This is a genomic window from Amycolatopsis keratiniphila subsp. keratiniphila, assembly GCF_001620365.2.
In the GTDB taxonomy this organism is placed as follows: domain Bacteria; phylum Actinomycetota; class Actinomycetes; order Mycobacteriales; family Pseudonocardiaceae; genus Amycolatopsis; species Amycolatopsis keratiniphila.
Map to the genome: position 1 here is coordinate 472,218 of NZ_LQMT02000010.1, position 17,745 is coordinate 489,962.

Below are 17,745 nucleotides of genomic sequence, written 5' to 3' on the forward strand. Positions count from 1 at the left end.
CTTGCGTGAGGTGAGTTCATGACAACGCCCGGCCGTATCGGTATCGCCGAAGTCGAGTGCCTCGAAAACGCCGTCGACGGCCTGCGTGCCCTGGATTACCGCCAGGGCGGCGCCTTTTCCCGCGACGCGGTGCACGTCGTGAAGTCGGTCAGCCTGCTGCTCAATTGGGGCGCGGTTCCGGGCGGGCTCCGGTCACGGCTGCTGACCGTGCTCGCGGATCTGCACAATCTGCTCGGCTGGACCGAATTCGACATCGGCCGCCGCGTACCGGCGCGGCTGCGGTTCGATCGAGCGCTCGGTCTCGCCGCCGCGGCCGGGAACGACGATCTCATGGCCAACATCTGTTACCGCCTCGGCAGGCTGGCGCTGCACCACGACGACATCGAGGGCGGGTTGGACCATCTCCGCCAGGGTCAAGCCGCCGCCCACCGCTCCGATTCCCCTCGGGCACAGGCGATCCTGACGGTCAACGAGGCGTGGGCACTGGCCAAGGCCGGCGACGAGCGTGCCGCTCTCACGAGCCTGGCCCACGCGGAGTGTCAGTTCGAGAACGCGGGCAACTGGCCGTCGCCGCGCCCCTGGGAAGCCTTCTTCGGCACCACGGACATGGCCGCGATGCGCGGGACCGTCCTGACCGAATTGGCCAGGACGGTCACCTCCCGCCACTGCGAAGAAGCGATCGCGCGGCTGCACGACGCCGTCGGCGGCTACGGCGCCGAAATGTCCCGCAGCCTCGCGCTCACCTTGATCATGCTCGCGCAGAACCACGCGCTCCAAGGCGATTTCGACGAAGCCGTCCGCACGGGCACCGAAGCGCTGGACCTCGCGCGCGGGCTCGGTTCCACCCGCACCAAGGACCGGCTCGCACCGCTGGCGGCGCTCCTGCGCGGACACGCCGATCCCGCGTCGCGCGACCTGCTCGCCCGGATCGACGGCTATCGCGCCGAACCGAACCCTTGACCGGCGAACCGCCGTCCGAGCAGGACCGCGGTCGCCGCGAACCCGAGACACAGACCGGCCCAGACTCCCCAGCCGCCCCAGGCGAACACGTAGGCGCACAAGAACATCGCCGGCACACCCACCGCCCAGTACCCCACGAGCGTGCAGCGGAGGCCGGAAACGGTGTCGCCGAGCCCGCGCAGCAAGCCGACGAGGATGTTCTGCGTTCCCTTGCTGTACTGCTGCGCGACGGCGAACACCAGCAGGGTCGACGCCGTGCCGAGCACCACCGCGTCGGCCTCGTCGTGCAGGAACGGCCACAGCAGCACCTGCGGCACCAGCAGATACGCCAGGCTCACCACCGCCATCAGTGACCAGGAAAGGGTGAACGCCTGGCGGGCGATCACCGGCGCCCGCCATCGTTCGTCACGGGCGACCGCACGACTGACCAAAATGGACGATCCCTGCGACAGCCCGATATTGACCTGGTAGACGATGTACGCGAGCTGGTTCGCGACGTTCGACGCGGCGAGCATCGCCGGGCCGAAGGCACCCATCAGCATCGTCGCGATCGAGGTGATCGCCGCTTCCGAGCCGTAGGTGAAGCAGATCGGCGTCCCGTGCCGGACGATGCGCCGGACCACCGCCGGATCCGCGCGCCACAACGCGAGCGAAACCATGGGGCGCAGCAGCGGATCCCGCCGGAGGGCCGAGGCGAACACGGCGAGCGTGAAGAACTGGACCAGGGTCGTCGCCAGGCCGATACCGGCGACGCCCAGCTCGGGCAGGCCCGCCCAGCCGTAGATGAAGGCGGCGTTGAGGGCGGCGTTGACCGCGATCGACACCAGCGTCACGGCGAGGAGCGAACCCGGACGCCGCAGCCCGACGGCGAACTGGCGCACCACGTTGAGCCACACCATCGGGAACAGCCCGCCCGCCAGCGCGAACATCATCGGGCCGGCGAGCGACACGATCTCCGGTTTCTGGCCGAGCAACGGCAACGCGAGGGCCAGTCCACAAAGGACGGCCGCGCCGACCGCCGCGGTCAGGGTCGCGACGAGCAGCGCCGACCGCAGGAGCGACCGGATCTCGTCCCGTGCGCGTTCGTCGAGTTCGCCGGTGCCGGTGCGGAGTTCCCCGGTCCCGGCCGCCGTCGCCACGAGGTTCCCGACGCCGGTGACCATGCCGACGCACATGGTGCGGATCTGGTTGTAGAGCAGGATCGCCAGCCCGCCCGCCGCCACGGCGGTCACCCCGAGCAGCCCGAGCATGGCCAGGTCGACGCTGGTGAGCGCGACCTGTGCCAGCTGGATTCCCGCGATCGGCGCGGCCAGCCCGGCGAGCGCCCGGTAGCCGCGGGTCGTCACCGCCGTGCTCATCCGCCCACCGCCACCGCCACCGGCGTCCGGCGCACCGCCCGGTCGCGCGTGGCCACCCGGACGGATTCGGCGTAGGTGGCGAACCAGCCGTGCATCCGGCGGTGGGCCAGTTCGTCGAGCACTCCCCTGGCACGCAGCCATTCGTCGTCGTACACCGAATCGAGGTACTTCTCCCCCGCGTCGTTGCACAGCACCACGACGACACTTCCGGCCGGATAGGCGTAAAGCCGCCGGAGCGCGACGTGGATCGCGCCGCCGGTGGTCCCGCCGACCAGCACCCCGGTGCGCCGTGCGACCACGCGCGCCCCGGCGAACGCGTCGCTGTCGGACACGCGGTGGGCTTCGCCGATCACCGACCGGTCGACGTTGTCCCCGATCGGGAAACCGGCCGGGCTGCCCGCCCCGGTCTGGTGGTAGATCCCCGGCGCGCCACCGAAGATGATCGAGCCGACGGGTTCGACCGCCACCGCGTGGGTGGCCGCTCCCGCCGCGCGCAGGGCGCGGGCCGTACCGCACAGGGAGCCGCCGGTGCCGATCGCCGCGACGAGCACGTCGACGTCGCCGAGCTGCCCGAGAAGTTCCCGCGCCAGCCCGGTGTACCCGTTGCCGTTGCCGGGATGGTTGTGCTGATCGGGGTGGTAGGCCCCGGTTTCCGCGGCGATCCGGGCCGCGACGCGCCGCCGCTGGACCGAACTGACCCCGCCGTCCGGCGGGCAGTCGACGAACACCAGTTCCGCGCCGAGCGCGCGCAGCATCCGGAGCTTCTCGCGGGCGGCGTGGTGGTCGACCACGGCGGTGAACCGGTAACCGCGTTCCAGCGCGACCAGCGCGAGCCCGTTCCCGGTGTTGCCGGAGGTGGGTTCGACGATGTGCCCGCCCGGCCGCAGCCGTCCGTCGAGCTCCGCCTCGTCGATCATCTGCCTGGCCATGCGTACCTTGCACGAGCCGGTGGGGTTGAGGTGGTCGAGTTTGAGCAGCAGGCGCGTCCCGGTGCCGGTGCGCGCGAGCTCCAGCAGCGGCGTGTTCCCGATCAGGTCGGACGCGCGCCGGACGATCGTCATCGGATCTCCTGGATCGGGTGGTCGGTGTCGAGGTGCCAGCGGTCGCCGTCGACCACCACTTTCGGCGGCAACGGAAGCTGGTGGAAGCCGCTCTCGTTCTTGTCCATCTGGTAGCCGGCCGTGTTGGGGTACACGAGCAGGTCGCCGGTCCTCGGCCGCGCGGGCAGCTCCACCGCGCGCCAGGTCAGCACGTCGTACTCCATGCAGCTCGACCCGGCGACGATGGTCCGCACCGGCGTGCCACCCGGCCCGTCCCGGCGCACGAGCAGCGGGTCGGGCAGGAACTCGCTGCCCTTCCACTGTTCGGACAGGCTCATGGACAGGCCCGCGACCGTGGTGATCAGGTGGTCTTCGGCCGGTTTGCAGCCGAGCACCGGGAACACCGAGAATCCGGCGCCGTCGACGAGGGCCCGGCCCGGTTCGAGCAGCAGCTCGATCCCGGCCGCGCGCAGGCGTTCCGCCAGTGTCTTCCCGGCGATCTCGTGCCGGAGGATCGCGGTCACCATCGCCGCCCCGGTCGGCGCCTGGTGGTACGGATACGTCTTGGCCGGATTGCGGCCCGCGTGGAACCAGCCGTCGTGCCTGCCGGACTCGAACCGCACCCAGTCGGCGGCGTCCACATAGGACACGGCGATCCCGCCACCGGCACTGATCTTCGACGCCGGATGCCCGAGCGCGCGGGCGTCGTGGCACAGGTCGATGAGATACGCGGCGAGTTCCGCCCTCGGCACGGGGTCGTATCCGTCGAGGTGGAACGAGAAACCCCGCAGGACCACCGGGCCGCCGCACTGCCGGACGGCCGCTGTCAAAGCGTCGGGCGCGAAACCGAACCGGCTCTCCGGCGCGGACGGCGGCCGCACCCGCAGCAGCACTTCGGCCGTCTCCCCGATTTCGGTGGCGAGCCGGGCAACGCGCTCCAGTTCGTCGGCCGCGTCCACCGCGATGAGACAGCGATGCCGCAGGGCGAGCCAGAGGAGGCCGTCGGGTTTGGCGGCGCCGGTGACCCCGATCGACTCGCCGCGCAGGCCGTTCCCGAGGGCGTGCACCAATTCGGGCACGCTCGCGACGTCGACCCCCGTGCCGGGACGCGTGCACTCCCGCAGCCAGGCCGCCGCCTTGTTCGCCTTCTTCCCGTAGTAGACGGTGCCTTCGACACGTTCGGCGGCGAGCGCGTCGACCATTCCCCCGAGGTTCTCGGAAAAAGTGGCCGGATGGACCACATGGAACGGGCCGCCGCCGACACCGCGGGCGATGTCCCACAGTGTCTCCGAGTCACGCAGCCGGTGCGCCCAGGGACGTTCGAGCGCGGGCAAAGGCGGGGACAGGGTGTCGATCAGGTCCACAGGGCCACCTCGCGGCCGCGCCCCGCGGCGATGGCGCGGGCGGCCAGCGCGTGCGCGACCGGGATGTCGGTGATGATCATGCCGCTGCTGAAGGCGAACACCCGGTCATCGTCGCCGCGACGGCCGGGAACCTTGCCCGCGAGGATTTCCGGAAGTTCGGCGTCGATGCGGAAGACACCGTCCGGCCCCGCCATCCGCTGGCCGGTCACCTCGACCTGCGCGCCGCTGGTGGCCACGGTGTAGTCGGCTTCGGCGAGCGTGCCTTCCTGGACTCCCTTGCTGGCGACCGAGATCAGCAGCCCGCCCGGCGGCAGCCAGCCGAGGCGGATCTTCGGGTGGGCCGCCCGGCCGGACGCGGCGACCACGATGTCGGACTCGCGTGCCGCGGCCTCCACGTCGTCGACGAGTTCGACCTCGCGGTCCGGGAACCGCTCCTTCACCGCCGCGACGCTGTCGCGAAGACCGTCGGGATGCGTGCCGAACAGCCGCAGCCGCTCCAGCTCCGGCAACGCGGTGAGCAGGTACGGCAGCGTCCGGATCCCCTGCGCGCCGGTGCCGACCATGAGCGCGGATCGCGCTCCCGGCCGGGCACACGACCGCGCGATCAACGCGGTGCTCGCCGGCGTACGGGTGGCGCCGACACGGTGGCAGTCCATGAGCGCGAACGGCAGGCCCGTGGTGTCGTCGTACAGGGTGATGGTCGTGTAGTACTTCTCGGCCGACGTGCTGCCCTGGCGGTAGCTCGTCTTGAACGCGGCCTGTTCGAGGGAACCGTCGTAGCCGAGCATCGAGTACGCGACGGCGTCCCGCGCGGGATCCGGCATCGGCACCATCAGCTTCGCCGGGTTCCGCGAGGCTCCGGCCGCGTAGGCCAGGTAGCCGTCTTCGACCATCGTGATCGCCTCGGCCGGGGTGAGTTCGAGGCTGTGCAGATCCGAGCGCGTGAGTACGTGCAGCGAGGGACCGGAGCTCATGAACGATCGACCTTTCTCGTGGGAAGGTGGCGCGCCGCAGCTTAATGAAAATGATTGTCTTTATCGATGAGTGTGGGCCTTGTCACGTAAGCTGACGGCCGTGAGCAGACCTTGGAGCGTCGCGGAAAGCCGCGCGCGAGCGGCGGAAATGCGGCATCTCAACGCGATCGGCCCGCTGGCGCCGCACGATCACGCGACCGCACCGGCGGGCCCGCTGAGCGGGATCCCATTGGTGGTCAAGGACAACATCCACGTCGCGGGGATGCCGAACACCGCGGGGACACCGGCGCTGGCGGACCACGTTCCGAGCGAGCACGCGACCGTGGTCCGGCGGCTGACCGACGCGGGCGCCGTCGTCGTCGGCAAGGCGACCATGCACGAACTCGCCCTCGGCATCACCTGCGACACGACCCCGCTCGGCCCGGTGCGCAACGCCCGCGACCCGTCCCGGTTCGCCGGGGGCAGCAGCGGCGGGACCGCGGTCGCCGTCGCGGCGGGCATCGTGCCCGCCGGCCTGGGCACCGACACCGGTGGCTCGGCCCGCGTTCCCGCCGCGCTCAACGGGGTTTGCGGTTTCCGGCCCACCACCGGCCGCTACCCGTCCGACGGCATGACGCCGCTGAGCAGCACACGGGACACGGCCGGCCCGATAGCCCGCACGGTCGCCGATCTCGCGCTCCTCGACGCCGTTCTCGCGGCGGAAGAGCCGGCGCCCCTGATCGAGCGTCCGTCGATCCGGCTGGGTGTGCCGCACGGTTTCCTGACCGGCGACCTGTCCGAGGACGTCGAAGAACTCTGGGAGGCCGCACTGACCCGCCTGGGCGCGGCGGGTGTCACTCTGGTGCCGCTCGACGACACACCACTCGCGGAACTCGTCGTCGACCAAGGAATGCCGCTGGTGATCCACGAAGCAGGCGTCGGGCTCCGGTCCTACCTCGCCGAGCACGTACCCGAGGTCTCGTTCGAGCGGCTCGTGCGCGAGATCTCCGCGCCCGACGTCCGGGCGATCTTCACCGAAGCTGTCGTGCCGGGCGTCGAGCCCGCCGTGTACGAGGCGGCACTCACCACCCGATCCGCTTTGCGCCGCGCCTACGTGAAGATCTTCGACGAGAGCGGCATCGACGCACTGGCCTTCCCCACCACCCCGGCGACGGCGCGCGACTTCTCGGCCGTCGGGAGTTTCGTGCACCGCGGGCGCGAGGTCCCGACCTTCGCCACCTTCATCCGCAACTGCCAGCCCGGCAGTATCGCGGGCTTTCCAGGCCTGACCGTCCCGATGGGGCGCGCACGCGACGGGCTTCCCGCCGGGCTGGCGCTCGACGGGCTGGTCGGCGAAGACCGCAAACTGCTGGCCGTGGGGGCTTTCGTCGAACGGGTTCTGTAGCTGTCCGTGAAGGCCTCCTTGCCCACCCTGAAGGTCAGAGCCCCGGCAAAGTCACATAAGCGCAGGTCAAGCACTTGATTACCCTGGTCGACGGGAGTCGAACGGGCTGCAACCGTCCACTGTGGTCACTTCTCGGCGACCGAATGTCCCATTCATGGCGAAATGGGTGATTATGCCGAGGGATCGTGAGTGGTAAAGGTCGTTCTAACCCTCTTTACCACTCACGACCCCCTTTGCGAAACGCCCAAATCGGGCACTCTCCCCCTGGAAGGGTCCCCTGTGGACAGTCGAGAAGGAGTCAGGCCACCGTGGCGAGTGCCTCCGTTGCCCACTTGACCAGCGAATGGCGACTTTGCCGGAACCTTGACCCTGAGGGTAGCGGCCACCTGCAGCTCACCTGCACCAGCAACCACAGCAACCACCACGGCCGCGCGTGAAGGCCCCCTTCCCTCGGCTCAGCCGAGGAAACTCGACCTTCACACCTTCCCCAAGTCCCGCGCTAAGCCCGGATGCTGGCCTGAAGCGCGTCGATGAGCGCGGCCGCCGCCGGCGGGTCGGGCGGGTCCCCGTAGGTGACGGCGTAGATCTGGCGAGGGTCTTCGGCCAGTTCGGTGGCGTGGACACCGGGCATCCGGTGCGCGCGCAGCGCCAGCCGCGGCAGCGTGGTGACGCCCATCCGAGCCGCGACCAACGCCTGCATGACCACGATGTCGTCGCTGACCAGCGAGATCCGCGGGGCGAACCCGGCCCGCCCGCAGATCGTCACGAGTTCGTCCTGGCAGCGGGTGCAACCGCCGATCCAGGTCGAGTCACGATGGTCGGCGATGGTCTGGCCCGGTTCGCTGCTGAGCAGGTAGATCGGGTCCTCCAGAAGATGCACCAGCCGGAGCCCCTGCTCCTCACGAGGCGTGTCCGCGTACCGGAAGATCAGGGCGACGTCGATCCGCCCTTCCCGCAGCATGCGCAGCGCCTCGCCCGGATGTTCGTCCACCAGCCCCAATTCGAGCCCGGGATGCGCACGGGCCAGCGCGGCGGCCGCGTCGGGGACGATGGTGCTCAGGATCGACTGGAAGCCCGCCATACGGACCCGCCCGGCGCGCAAGCCCACCTGCGCCGCCAGCTCGGCCTCGGCGCCTTCGACCCGGCCGACGATCTCGGCCGCGCGGGCGGCGAGCAGTTCCCCTTCCGGAGTGAGCCGGATGCCGCGGCCGATCCGCTGGACCAGCTTCGCGCCCGTGGCCGCCTCCAACCTCGCGAGATGGTGGCTCACCGCCGGCTGCGTGTAGTGCAGTTCCTTCGCCGCCGCGGTCATCGAACCATGCCGGGCGACAGCCGCCAGCACGGTGAGCTGCACCAGATTCAGCATGGATAAAGAATACCTATGAAAAAGAAAGAACGTCGTCATTGGACGACGACCGGACAGCGGGCCACGATGAAAAGCGACGAGAAGGAGGACGAAAATGACCGTGACCACTCTGAGACCCGGCCTCCCGGAGCTGATAAAACGTCTGAGCCAATGCACCGAAAGGCCGTCCGAACCCCTGGTCACCGCGCAAGCCGTGGCGACCGTTCTCACCGAACTCCGGCCGACTCCGCGGCTGCTCACCACGGCGGAACGCGCCGGCTCCCCCGAGGGGTACACCCGCACCACACTGCACGCCGAGTCCGCCTTTTCGATCGTCGCGCTGGTCTGGCGGCCCGGCCAGCTCACCGAGATCCACGATCATCTGGTGTGGTGCACATTCCTTGTCCTGCAAGGGACCGAGACCGAGACCATCTTCGACATCGACGGTGACAGGCTGGTCCGGACGGCCCAGCGGCAACGCCCGGCCGGCTCGGTGAGCGGCGTCGCCCCGCCCGACGACATCCACCAGGTGCACAACGCGGGCGACACCGTCGCCATCACCTTGCACGTGTACGGTGCCGACCTCAGCAAGGGAACGAGCGTACGCCGCAATTACCGGATGCGCGCCACCGCGCGGTGAAAGGCGCAATCGATGGGCCCATTTCGCCTATTGGCATCCCCATCGAGGCCGGTCAGGTGTTTTGCCGCCGCATACCGATGGTCCCGGGAGCGGTTTCGACGAAGCCGTGCCGTTCGTAGAGCCGCCATCCGGGCGGATCGCCGAGCAAATTGACGTACGCGCCGGGAGCCTCGGCGTCGATCGCGGCGAGAAGGCCTTCGAGGACGGCGTCCCCGATACCTCGACGCTGATGGGCGGGCAGGACGGCCATGTCGACGATGTGGAAGTACCACCCGCCGTCGCTGATCACCCGGCCCATCCCGACGATCTCGCCGGAGGTCCGGTGGACGACCCGGACCGACGCCCAAGCGCCGCCGACCCCGCGCTCCGCCTGCTCCCTGGGCGGTTCGCTGAGCCCGGCCTCGCGACGCAGCCGTAGGTAGTCGTCGACCGACGGGGAGCCCGCCTCCAGGCGGTAAGAGTCGTCCATGACGGGCTTGCCCTTTCTCTCACACCAACGGCCTACAGCGTCGCACCCGGTGCGCGCGCGTCCGGAGGCCGGGCCCCGAGGGAGCCCGGCCTCCACAATGGACCCCGCCGAATACCGGACCCGGGAAATCGAGTTCACGAAGGCGATATCGGGCCCGTATGTCACACGATCGGACAACTCGGCCCGGCTTTCCACGTCTGGAGTACGGCGCGTTCGGAATCTGTATCCCCGTTCCGCCGTCCGGCCCAGATCCGGCGCCCCGCGTGGCCGCTTTTCGCCGTTGTCACCCGATTGCTGGTCCTCACTCGCGCGGATAAGCGGGAAGATCGCTGCCGGACCGCGACGAAAGAGGATTCGGCGAAAAATGAGTACCGACGTCGCCGCGACGGTCGGTTCGACGGATCGCCCGAGCGAGCAAACCTGTTCTCGGCGAATGCGAGCGCCACCCGGCCCGGGGCCGACCGCACGGCCCGGGCCACACCGGGCGCCCGTCGATACCCCAAGGGGAACCATGAACCGCGTCACCACGCTCGTAGTAGACGATCAACCCCTCATCAGATACGCGCTCAGCAGGCTGTTGCGGGATTCGGCGGGGGTGGGGGCGGTGGCCGAAGCCGCGAGCGAGCCGGAAGCGTTGTGGCAGTGCGAAAAACGCCATCCCGACATGGTCATCACCGAGCTGTCGATCTGGGGTGAGCCCGCCGGGACCGCGATCTGCCGGTTCGTGAAGGAACAGTTCGAACGGGCGACCGTCCTGGTCTTCGCCGGTGATTCGTCGCCATCGGCCATCGCCATGGCACTGAACGCGGGCGCGGACAGCTTCGTGCACAAATCGGCCAGCGGCGGCCAGGTGATGTCGGCGGTGCGCTCCACGCTCGCCGGCCAGCGGGTGTGCGTGCAGGCGGGCGGAACGCCGCCGCCGGTCACCGAGGCCGTGCACTACGCGAGCGCGATGACCAGACGGGAGGAGGAGATCCTCGCGCTGGTCCTCTACCGGTGGTCGAACGACGAGATCGCCGAAGAACTGCACCTCGCGACGCAGACCGTGAAGAACTACGTCAGCCGGATCCTGCAGAAGCTGGGCTTCGGCAGCAGGCGGGACCTGTTCCGCGCCCTGCGGTTCCGGCCGGGCGGCAACCCGTTGCCACGGCTGGAGACGACTTCGTGCGAAGGTGAGTTGCACACCGCGGCTAGCCCGCCCGGGTGAGCGATGTACCGGAAGTACCGAGACCCGATGAGGTTCGGTACCCGCCGTATCCTGTGGCACCGGCATCGTTTTCCTAGCGTTGCCTGCATGACGAAGCCAGGTTCCCTGTTCCTGCTCCTCGCGCTCGCCGGAACCCCCGCCCCGGACACCGTGCGGGCTTCGTCGGTCAAGATCCACGAGGTGCTCGGCGGCCCGGCAGGGTACATCGACCTGCACAACACCGGCGCCGCCACCCTCGACATCGGTGGCTGGTCCATTCAGGCGTGCACGGGCGGAGCCGCGCCTGCCGAGCTGGCCACCATGCCCGCCGGGAGCGAGATCCCCGCCGGTGAACACTTCCTCATCACCGCGCAGGGCTTCGGCGGATCGGTGCAGCGGCTGGTCGTCGAGACGATCGCCGGGGACGGCGAGATGCTGCTGGACCGGCGAGGGGCCAAGGTCGACAGTGTCGGATGGGCGCCGTCGTCGCCCTGCCGCGAGAACCAGGCCGCCGTCTCCTGTCCAGGGCTCGCCCAGGCGAGGGACGCCGCCAGCCGCGACACCGACGACAACAAGGCCGACTTCGGCTGCGTGCGACCACCCGGCTGAAAGCGCTCCGCCAGTACGAGAAAGGTGCGGTCGTGACCGCGTACAGCGAACGCGGGGACGGGATCCCGCTGGGCGAACTGCTCACCGAACAGCGAATCGCGAAAGGATGGTCACAAGGCGACCTGGTCGCGAGGTTGCACACCCTCTCCGGCAACGACAGCGTGACCAGGGAAGAGATTTCCCGCTGGGAGCGGGGAAAACGCATTCCCGGCCCCTATTGGCGGCAATGGCTCGGAGATGTGCTGGACACGTCGAGCCGCGAACTCGAGCTCGCCGCCGCGGTCGCGAGAAGGCGCCGCCGGACATTTACCGCGTAACGCGAAAGTACCGGAAAATTGGCCCCTTCCCGGCGGCATCGCGGTTCTCGCATGATTGTCGGTGTCGGCACCGGCGGAAAGCATTCCGGGCCGACGGACGAATCCCCCGAAAATCAAGCTGAAAGGAATTTCCCGTGCGACGAATTCTGGGCGCTTCGGCGGTATTCGCAATGCTGGCGATGGGTATGGCCGGTGGTGTCGCGAACGCGGCTGGCGAGAGCGAGGGCACCGAGGCCGCCCCGCTCGTCTCGTCCACCGTGGTCGTCAACGAGGTTTCGACCCGCGGCGTGAACGGTCTGCTCGACGAATTCATCGAGCTGCGCAACGTCTCGAACCAGCCGCAGGACGTGAGCGGCTACGTGATCCGGATCTACTCGCCGTCGAACGTCGTGACCGACACCATCGTCCTGCCGGCCGGCACGATCCTGCAGCCGAAGGGCAACGCGGGCCAGTACGCGGTCCTGGTCGGACAGAACTTCTCCGGCACCATCGTCGACCAGACCTACGTCATCCCCTTCACGCTGACCGGCGCCGAGGGCATCCCGACCGCCGGTGGGCTCTCGTTGCAGAACATGGCGAGCGCGAAGATCGACGGGGTGGCCTTCAGCAACGCGGTCGTGACCCCGCGTGAAGGCCAGGCCGCCGTCCCGGAGAACGCCGTCACCGACCAGCTCAACGCGGCGAACACCCGCAACATCCTGAGCACCGACACCGACAACAACCGGCAGGACTTCTCGCTCCAGCTGCGCACCCCGGGTCTGTAAGTCCCACAGGACCGACCCGTCCCGCCCGGGCCCGGGCCGCCGCCGGCGGTCCGGGCCCTTCCATGGCGGTATCTCGCCAACGGCGACATACCGCCAGCGAGAATTGTGTTCATCGCCGAACTCCTGCCTCATCCTCGGGAAACTCCATCTTCGCGGCGGCCGTGCCCACGGCCGCTTCTCACTATCCGAGGAGAGTGAGGCTCGATGTTCCCCCGTTCCCCTCACCTGACGAGACACCCCTGGCACCCGGTGGCGATCCTGGCGGCCTCCGCACTGGTCGCCCTCACCCCTCTACCGGCGATCGCGACCGCCGCCGGGTCCGGCCCCGCTTCCGTCTCCGGGCGGCCGGACGTCCATCGCGTCACGCTGCTCACCGGCGACGTGGTGACCTACGAACGAGACGGCGCCGGGCACGGCACCGCACAGGTCGAACCGGCGGTGCGGCCGGACCGGCCGAGCCCGGCGTTCCAGATCACGACCACGGCCGAAGGGCTGATGGTGTACCCGTCGGACGCGCTTCCGTTCGTCGGCAAGGGATTGCTGAGCCCGGAGCTGTTCAACGTCACCGCGCTCGTCGGAGACCGGCGTGACGACGCGGCGAGCACGACGATCCCCGTCATCGTGCGCTACGGCGACCGGCGGGGGCTGTCCGCCCGGACTCTGGACGCGAAGGCGAAGTCGCTTCCGCAGACCCAGCGGCACACCCCGCTCGTCACGGCCAACGGAGTGGGAGTACAGGTGGCGAAGGCAGGGACGGCGGAGTTCTGGCGTTCACTGGTCGCGTTCGACGCGGGCGGGAAACCCGTGTTGACGCAAGGGATCTCACAAGTCCGGCTGGACAGGAAGGTCCGGGTGACGCTGGACAGGAGTGCCGCGCGGGCCGGCGCGCCGTCGGCGTGGAGCGGCGGCTGGACCGGGAAGGGGACCACGGTCGCGGTGGTGGACACCGGGATCGACGAGAACCATCCCGACCTGGCCGGCAAGACGGTCGCCTCCGCCGACTTCAGCGGGGAAGGCGACGTCGTGGACCGTCATGGCCACGGCACCCACGTCGCGTCGATCGTCGCCGGCACCGGCGCCGCCTCGGGCGGCCGGTACAAGGGCGTGGCACCGGACGCGAATCTGGTGGTGGCCAAGGTTTTCGACGCCTCCGGCGAGGGTGACACCGCACAGGTCATGGCCGGGATCGACTGGGCCGTCGCGCAAGGCGCGAAGATCGTGAACCTCAGCCTCGGTGCCGGCGTCAGCGACGGGGCCGACCCGATGAGCGAGCAGCTCGACTCGCTTTCGGCGAAGTCCGGCACGCTGTTCGTGGTCGCGGCCGGGAATTCCGGGCCGGGCGACCGGACCGTCACGACCCCGGGGGCGGCGACGTCCGCGCTCACCGTCGGGGCGCTCGACCGGGACGACAAGATCGCCTGGTTCAGCAGCCGCGGGCCGCGGTTGCGGGACGCCTCGGTCAAACCGGAGATCACCGCGCCCGGTGTCGGGATCGTCGCCGCCCGGGCCGCGGACACCGCGCTGGGCGAACCGGTCGACGGCTCCTACACCGCCGCGTCGGGCACTTCCATGGCGGCTCCGCACGTCGCGGGCGCCGCGGCGATCCTGCTGCAGCAACGACCGGGGCTGACCTGGCAGGCACTGAAGAACACGCTCGTCACCACGGCCGAGGACGTCGGCCTCCGCTGGTTCGAGCAGGGCGCCGGACTCCTCGACGTCGCGCGGGCCGTGTCGCAGAAGGCGACCGGCACCGCCGTCGCGAGCTTCGGCCGCAACGAGCGGACCACCAACGCCTCGGCACAGGTCGTCCGGCAGCTGTCCTACACCAACACCGGGGACCGGCCGCTGGACCTGAACCTGAAGCTGACCGTGCGGCCGTGGGACGGCGGCGCCGAGCCGGGCACCGGGATGCGCCTGACGAAGACGGAGCTGTCGATCCCGCCGAAGTCGAGCATCACCGTCGATCTCGCCGTGTACCCGAACGAAGGTACGGCGGGCGTCTACGGCGGCGCCGTGGTGGCCACGACCGCGGACGGGACCAACGCGGTGCGGACGCCCGTGAGCACCTACAACGCGGCCGAACTGTTCCCGGTGACGATCCGGGTCCGGGATTCGGCCGGTGGACCCGCCCAGTCCGCGTCGGCCCAGCTGATCGACGACGCGGCCGGTGCGGGTAACCGCAACGACCCGTTTCTCGATCAGGTCAGCCAGCAGGTCGGCCTGGTCGACGGGGTCGGCCGGGTGCTCGTGCCCGCCGGCCGCTATTCGGCGCTCGGCTGGGTGATGGAGCGCGGGCTGACGGTGCGCCGCTGGTCGGCGATGAGCGCGACGCAGGTCGCCGTCACCGGCCCGGCGGAGATCGCGCTGAACGCGGCGAGCGCCGTCCCAGCCGGGCTGATCACGCCCACCCCCACCGATCTGCGGGACCGCACGGTGATGCTGCGGCGCGTGATCCCCGGCGGGGCGGGGGTGAACGGCTACGTCGGCGAAGCCGGGCTGGCCTCGGGCGCGGGCTGGGAAGTGCGCGTGACACCGGCGGCGGCCACGTCGGCGGGTGCGATTTCGTTGCAGGACAGCGCGACACTGGCCCAGACCGCGGTCGAGATGCGGATCACCGGCGGCGCCTCGGCCGCGCTGAACCCGGCGTACGACGTGCCGACGTTGACGGCGAAGTCGCCCGGGGACCGGACACTGCCGGTCGTGTTCGGCGGCGCGGGTGACCTCACCGGCCTCGACGTCCGCGGAAAGGCCGTCCTGGTAAGGATTCCGGTTCCGGCCGGAGCACCGGACCCGGTGAGCGCGGTCGCCGCGGGCATCGCGAACGCGGCACGCGCGGTGTCCGCCGCGGGTGGGGCGGCGCTGATCCCCTACGCCGGTTCGCCGGGTTCGCTGAGCGTTCCGGGCCTCAGCAGCGCGGTGGTGCCGACCCTGTCCCTCGGCTGGGACGAAGGCGAAAAGCTGCGGACCGCCGGTGCCGTTTCGGTGCGCCTGCTGGTGCGCGCCGCTCCGGACGTGATGTACAACCTCAGCTACCTCGACGCCAACGGGGTGCCGAAGGAGCTCGTCCGGCGGGTCGACCAGAAGACCCTGGTCGCCACGAAAACCGGCTACCACGCCGAAAAACCGGGGCTGACCGGACAGAAGAACTGGTACGCCTTCCCGACCGGCCTGTGGAAGACGCAGGCGGTGCAGGGCACGAAGATCCCGGTTCCCGGCTCGTGGACCGAATACACCGGACCGGCGGACGATCGGCTGGTCTGGAAACGGGTCGTCACCCTGTCCGGCAACGACACCGCGGGCCGCCGCGCCGCGCTGAGCATGAACGCGCAGAACGTCTACCGCGCGGGCGAGCGGTCGAGGCCGGACGAGTACTGGTTCCGCGCACCGCTGCACGGCGGCGCGGTGGAACTGCCCGCCGACCATCCGGCCCGCTATCCGGCGACGGCCACCGGCTGGGCGGTGCTGTGCTCGATGTGCCGCGGCGGCACGGATCCCGACCTGTTCGTCCCCGGCCTGCAGTGGATGGACGGCACGGCGGGCGGGCACTACTCGAATCCCTACGAGAACGCGCGGTACTTCGCGGCGACCACGGCCCGGCTGTACCGGGACGGGATCGAGATCCCGCGCTCCAACGCGGACGATCCGCTCGCGCTCATCCCGGAGTTCCGGCTCGCACCGGCCCCGGCCACCTACCGGCTGGACGTGTCCGACGTGATGCCCGGCCAGGCGCAGGTCGGCATCCCGAGTGGGGCGCTGTTCCAGCACGCCCCGAGGACCGATACGTCGTGGACGTTCGCCTCCGCGCGATCCGCTGCCGCGGCACCGCTCGGGTTCTCCTGTCACGGCTCGGGAAAGTCGTGTTCCTTCCAGCCGCTCATCCAGCTGGACCACCGGTTGCCACTGGACCTCGGCGGCCGCGCACCGGCAGGACGGCCGTTCACCTTCGACGTGTCCGCCGGCTCGCACAGCGGCGCACGGGGCGGCGGACCGGTGACGCGGCTGCAGGTGTCGTCGTCGACGGACGGCGGGCGCACCTGGGCGGCGGCGACCGTCCGGCCGGGCGGGAACGGGCTCTGGTCGGTGACGGTGACCCACCCGCGACTCGACACGACCGACGGATTCGTCTGGTTGCGCTCGGAAGCGCGGGACAGCTCCGGAAACACCGTGACGCGGACGGTCCAGCGGGCCTACGCGCTCACGGAGGCGGCGAAGGCGAACCCTCGCGTTCGCTGACGTCCTCCTCCTGAGTGGGTTGGGTCGCCGGCAAGGTGACCCAGCCCCGGGTGGCGACCTGAAGCCCGGCCTGGAACCGGGTCGTCGCACCGAGGGCGGTCATGAGATCGCGCAGGCGTCGCTGGAAGGTCCGGTAGCTCATGCCGAGCTGTTTGGCGATGCTCCGGTCCGGCAGCCCCGTGGTCAGCAGGGCGAGCAGGCGGGCGTCGTCGGAGGGCGCGACGTCCGCCAGTTCGGCCGAACCGGGCAGGCGCAGCGGAAGCCCTGTCTGCCAAAGGAAGTCGAAGACCGCGCTGAGCGCGTCGAGCAGGGCGCACGGACGGATCACCAGCGCCGCACCGACCTCGGGGAGATCGGAACGCAGCGGCACCAGTCCGACGCGCCGGTCGACCACGATCATCTTGAGCGGGGCGATGGTGACCACCCGGGCCTCCTCGCCGAGCGCGAGGCCCGCCTCGAGGTCCGATGACAGGTCGTGCATTTCCAGCGCACTGCGCTCGTACACCCCGCGAAAGCGCACTCCCCGGCCGAGGAGATCTCGTTCGGCGGGGTGGAGCACGCCCGGCGTTTGCGCGTATGGCGGTTTGTCGACGAAGGCGACTTCCCGCTCGGCCGAGCGCAGCAGCCGATCGGCCCGGTCGGCGATGAGCGCGTCGCCGTGGATCACCTCGATGAGATCGACCGGGCGTTCGCCGGACGTCGCCCGGTACCGCTCGCGCAACCGGTCGGCGACCAGCCGGGCACTCGCGAGCTCCTGCTCCTTCAGCCGGAGCATCGCGTCCAGCGCTATCTCCGGCCGCACCGCCGAATACGCCTCCGCCGGGCCGGGAAGCCTGACGAGCAAACCTTTTTCGGTCAGCACGGGCAGAACCCGGAGCAGCCGTTGCCGGGACATCCCGGTGCGTTGCCGGATTTCGGCGACGGTCAGCGAACCGGTGCCGGCGAAAGCATCGTAGACCTCGACGTCGGTTTCACTCAGCCCGATGATGTCCAGCAAATCGTCTCCCGCCGCAGCCGCGGTCGCCTTCGCCCGACCATACCGCCGGCATCCGGCGGGCAAAAGGCACGCGTCGTACCGTCCACTGTGGTCAGTCGAGAGCCG

15 protein-coding genes are annotated in these 17,745 nt (G+C 70.1%); 8 read left to right on the forward strand and 7 right to left on the reverse strand.

The window, feature by feature from the left end:
- The first annotated feature begins 18 nt into the window (after window positions 1-18).
- Complete coding sequence (locus AVR91_RS10445) at window positions 19-960, forward strand: hypothetical protein (protein WP_063273630.1); 942 nt, start codon at window positions 19-21, stop codon at window positions 958-960.
- On the opposite strand, the gene AVR91_RS10450 is transcribed toward AVR91_RS10445, so the two are convergent.
- From AVR91_RS10450 to AVR91_RS10465, 4 genes are read right to left on the reverse strand one after another with little or no spacing between them, the layout of a single operon-like run.
- The gene (locus AVR91_RS10450; protein ID WP_063273631.1) at window positions 936-2,318 is read right to left on the reverse strand and encodes an MATE family efflux transporter; all 1,383 of its coding nucleotides are present in this window, start codon (window positions 2,316-2,318) and stop codon (window positions 936-938) included. The genes AVR91_RS10445 and AVR91_RS10450 overlap by 25 nt on opposite strands.
- Window positions 2,315-3,379 carry a cysteine synthase family protein gene (locus AVR91_RS10455; protein ID WP_063273632.1) on the reverse strand — a complete coding sequence of 355 codons (1,065 nt, stop codon included), beginning with the start codon at window positions 3,377-3,379 and terminating at the stop codon, window positions 2,315-2,317. Before AVR91_RS10455 ends, AVR91_RS10450 begins: the two co-directional genes overlap by 4 nt.
- Window positions 3,376-4,722 carry a type III PLP-dependent enzyme domain-containing protein gene (locus AVR91_RS10460; RefSeq protein ID WP_063273633.1) on the reverse strand — a complete coding sequence of 449 codons (1,347 nt, stop codon included), beginning with the start codon at window positions 4,720-4,722 and terminating at the stop codon, window positions 3,376-3,378. The genes AVR91_RS10455 and AVR91_RS10460 overlap by 4 nt, the downstream gene beginning before the upstream one ends.
- Window positions 4,713-5,696 (reverse strand): ornithine cyclodeaminase, encoded by a 984-nt coding sequence (locus tag AVR91_RS10465; RefSeq protein ID WP_063273634.1) that lies wholly within the window; start codon window positions 5,694-5,696, stop codon window positions 4,713-4,715. The genes AVR91_RS10460 and AVR91_RS10465 overlap by 10 nt, the downstream gene beginning before the upstream one ends.
- 100 nt (window positions 5,697-5,796) lie before the next feature.
- Between AVR91_RS10465 and AVR91_RS10470 the strand changes: the two genes are divergently transcribed.
- On the forward strand, window positions 5,797-7,080 hold the full coding sequence (locus AVR91_RS10470) for an amidase family protein (protein WP_228709170.1): 1,284 nt from the start codon (window positions 5,797-5,799) through the stop codon (window positions 7,078-7,080).
- Window positions 7,081-7,579: 499 nt separating this feature from the next.
- Here AVR91_RS10470 and AVR91_RS10475 read toward each other — a convergent pair whose 3' ends face one another.
- The gene (locus AVR91_RS10475) at window positions 7,580-8,446 is read right to left on the reverse strand and encodes a LysR family transcriptional regulator (protein WP_063273636.1); all 867 of its coding nucleotides are present in this window, start codon (window positions 8,444-8,446) and stop codon (window positions 7,580-7,582) included.
- A 94-nt stretch (window positions 8,447-8,540) separates the two neighbouring features.
- Here AVR91_RS10475 and AVR91_RS10480 point away from each other — a divergent pair, with 94 nt between their 5' ends.
- Window positions 8,541-9,065 (forward strand): cysteine dioxygenase family protein, encoded by a 525-nt coding sequence (locus AVR91_RS10480; RefSeq protein WP_063273637.1) that lies wholly within the window; start codon window positions 8,541-8,543, stop codon window positions 9,063-9,065.
- A gap of 52 nt (window positions 9,066-9,117) precedes the next feature.
- Here the strand turns inward: AVR91_RS10480 and AVR91_RS10485 are convergent, their stop codons facing one another.
- Window positions 9,118-9,534, reverse strand: coding sequence for a GNAT family N-acetyltransferase (locus AVR91_RS10485; protein ID WP_063273638.1), 417 nt, complete (start codon window positions 9,532-9,534; stop codon window positions 9,118-9,120).
- A gap of 511 nt (window positions 9,535-10,045) precedes the next feature.
- Here AVR91_RS10485 and AVR91_RS10490 point away from each other — a divergent pair.
- From AVR91_RS10490 to AVR91_RS10510, 5 genes are all read left to right on the forward strand, one after another.
- Entirely contained in the window at window positions 10,046-10,741 is a 696-nt protein-coding gene (locus tag AVR91_RS10490) for a response regulator transcription factor (RefSeq protein ID WP_076857303.1), read from the forward strand.
- 87 nt (window positions 10,742-10,828) lie between these two features.
- Window positions 10,829-11,329 carry a lamin tail domain-containing protein gene (locus tag AVR91_RS10495; RefSeq protein WP_063273639.1) on the forward strand — a complete coding sequence of 167 codons (501 nt, stop codon included), beginning with the start codon at window positions 10,829-10,831 and terminating at the stop codon, window positions 11,327-11,329.
- A gap of 32 nt (window positions 11,330-11,361) precedes the next feature.
- Entirely contained in the window at window positions 11,362-11,646 is a 285-nt protein-coding gene (locus tag AVR91_RS10500; protein WP_063273640.1) for a helix-turn-helix domain-containing protein, read from the forward strand.
- Between the two features lie 134 nt (window positions 11,647-11,780).
- Window positions 11,781-12,410, forward strand: a complete 630-nt coding sequence (locus AVR91_RS10505) for a lamin tail domain-containing protein (protein WP_228708175.1) — start codon at window positions 11,781-11,783, stop codon at window positions 12,408-12,410.
- A gap of 204 nt (window positions 12,411-12,614) precedes the next feature.
- Entirely contained in the window at window positions 12,615-16,643 is a 4,029-nt protein-coding gene (locus AVR91_RS10510; protein WP_228709171.1) for a S8 family serine peptidase, read from the forward strand.
- Here the strand turns inward: AVR91_RS10510 and AVR91_RS10515 are convergent.
- Window positions 16,606-17,640 carry a helix-turn-helix domain-containing protein gene (locus AVR91_RS10515; RefSeq protein ID WP_063273643.1) on the reverse strand — a complete coding sequence of 345 codons (1,035 nt, stop codon included), beginning with the start codon at window positions 17,638-17,640 and terminating at the stop codon, window positions 16,606-16,608. The two genes, AVR91_RS10510 and AVR91_RS10515, sit on opposite strands and share 38 nt — an antisense overlap.
- Window positions 17,641-17,745: the final 105 nt, after the last annotated feature.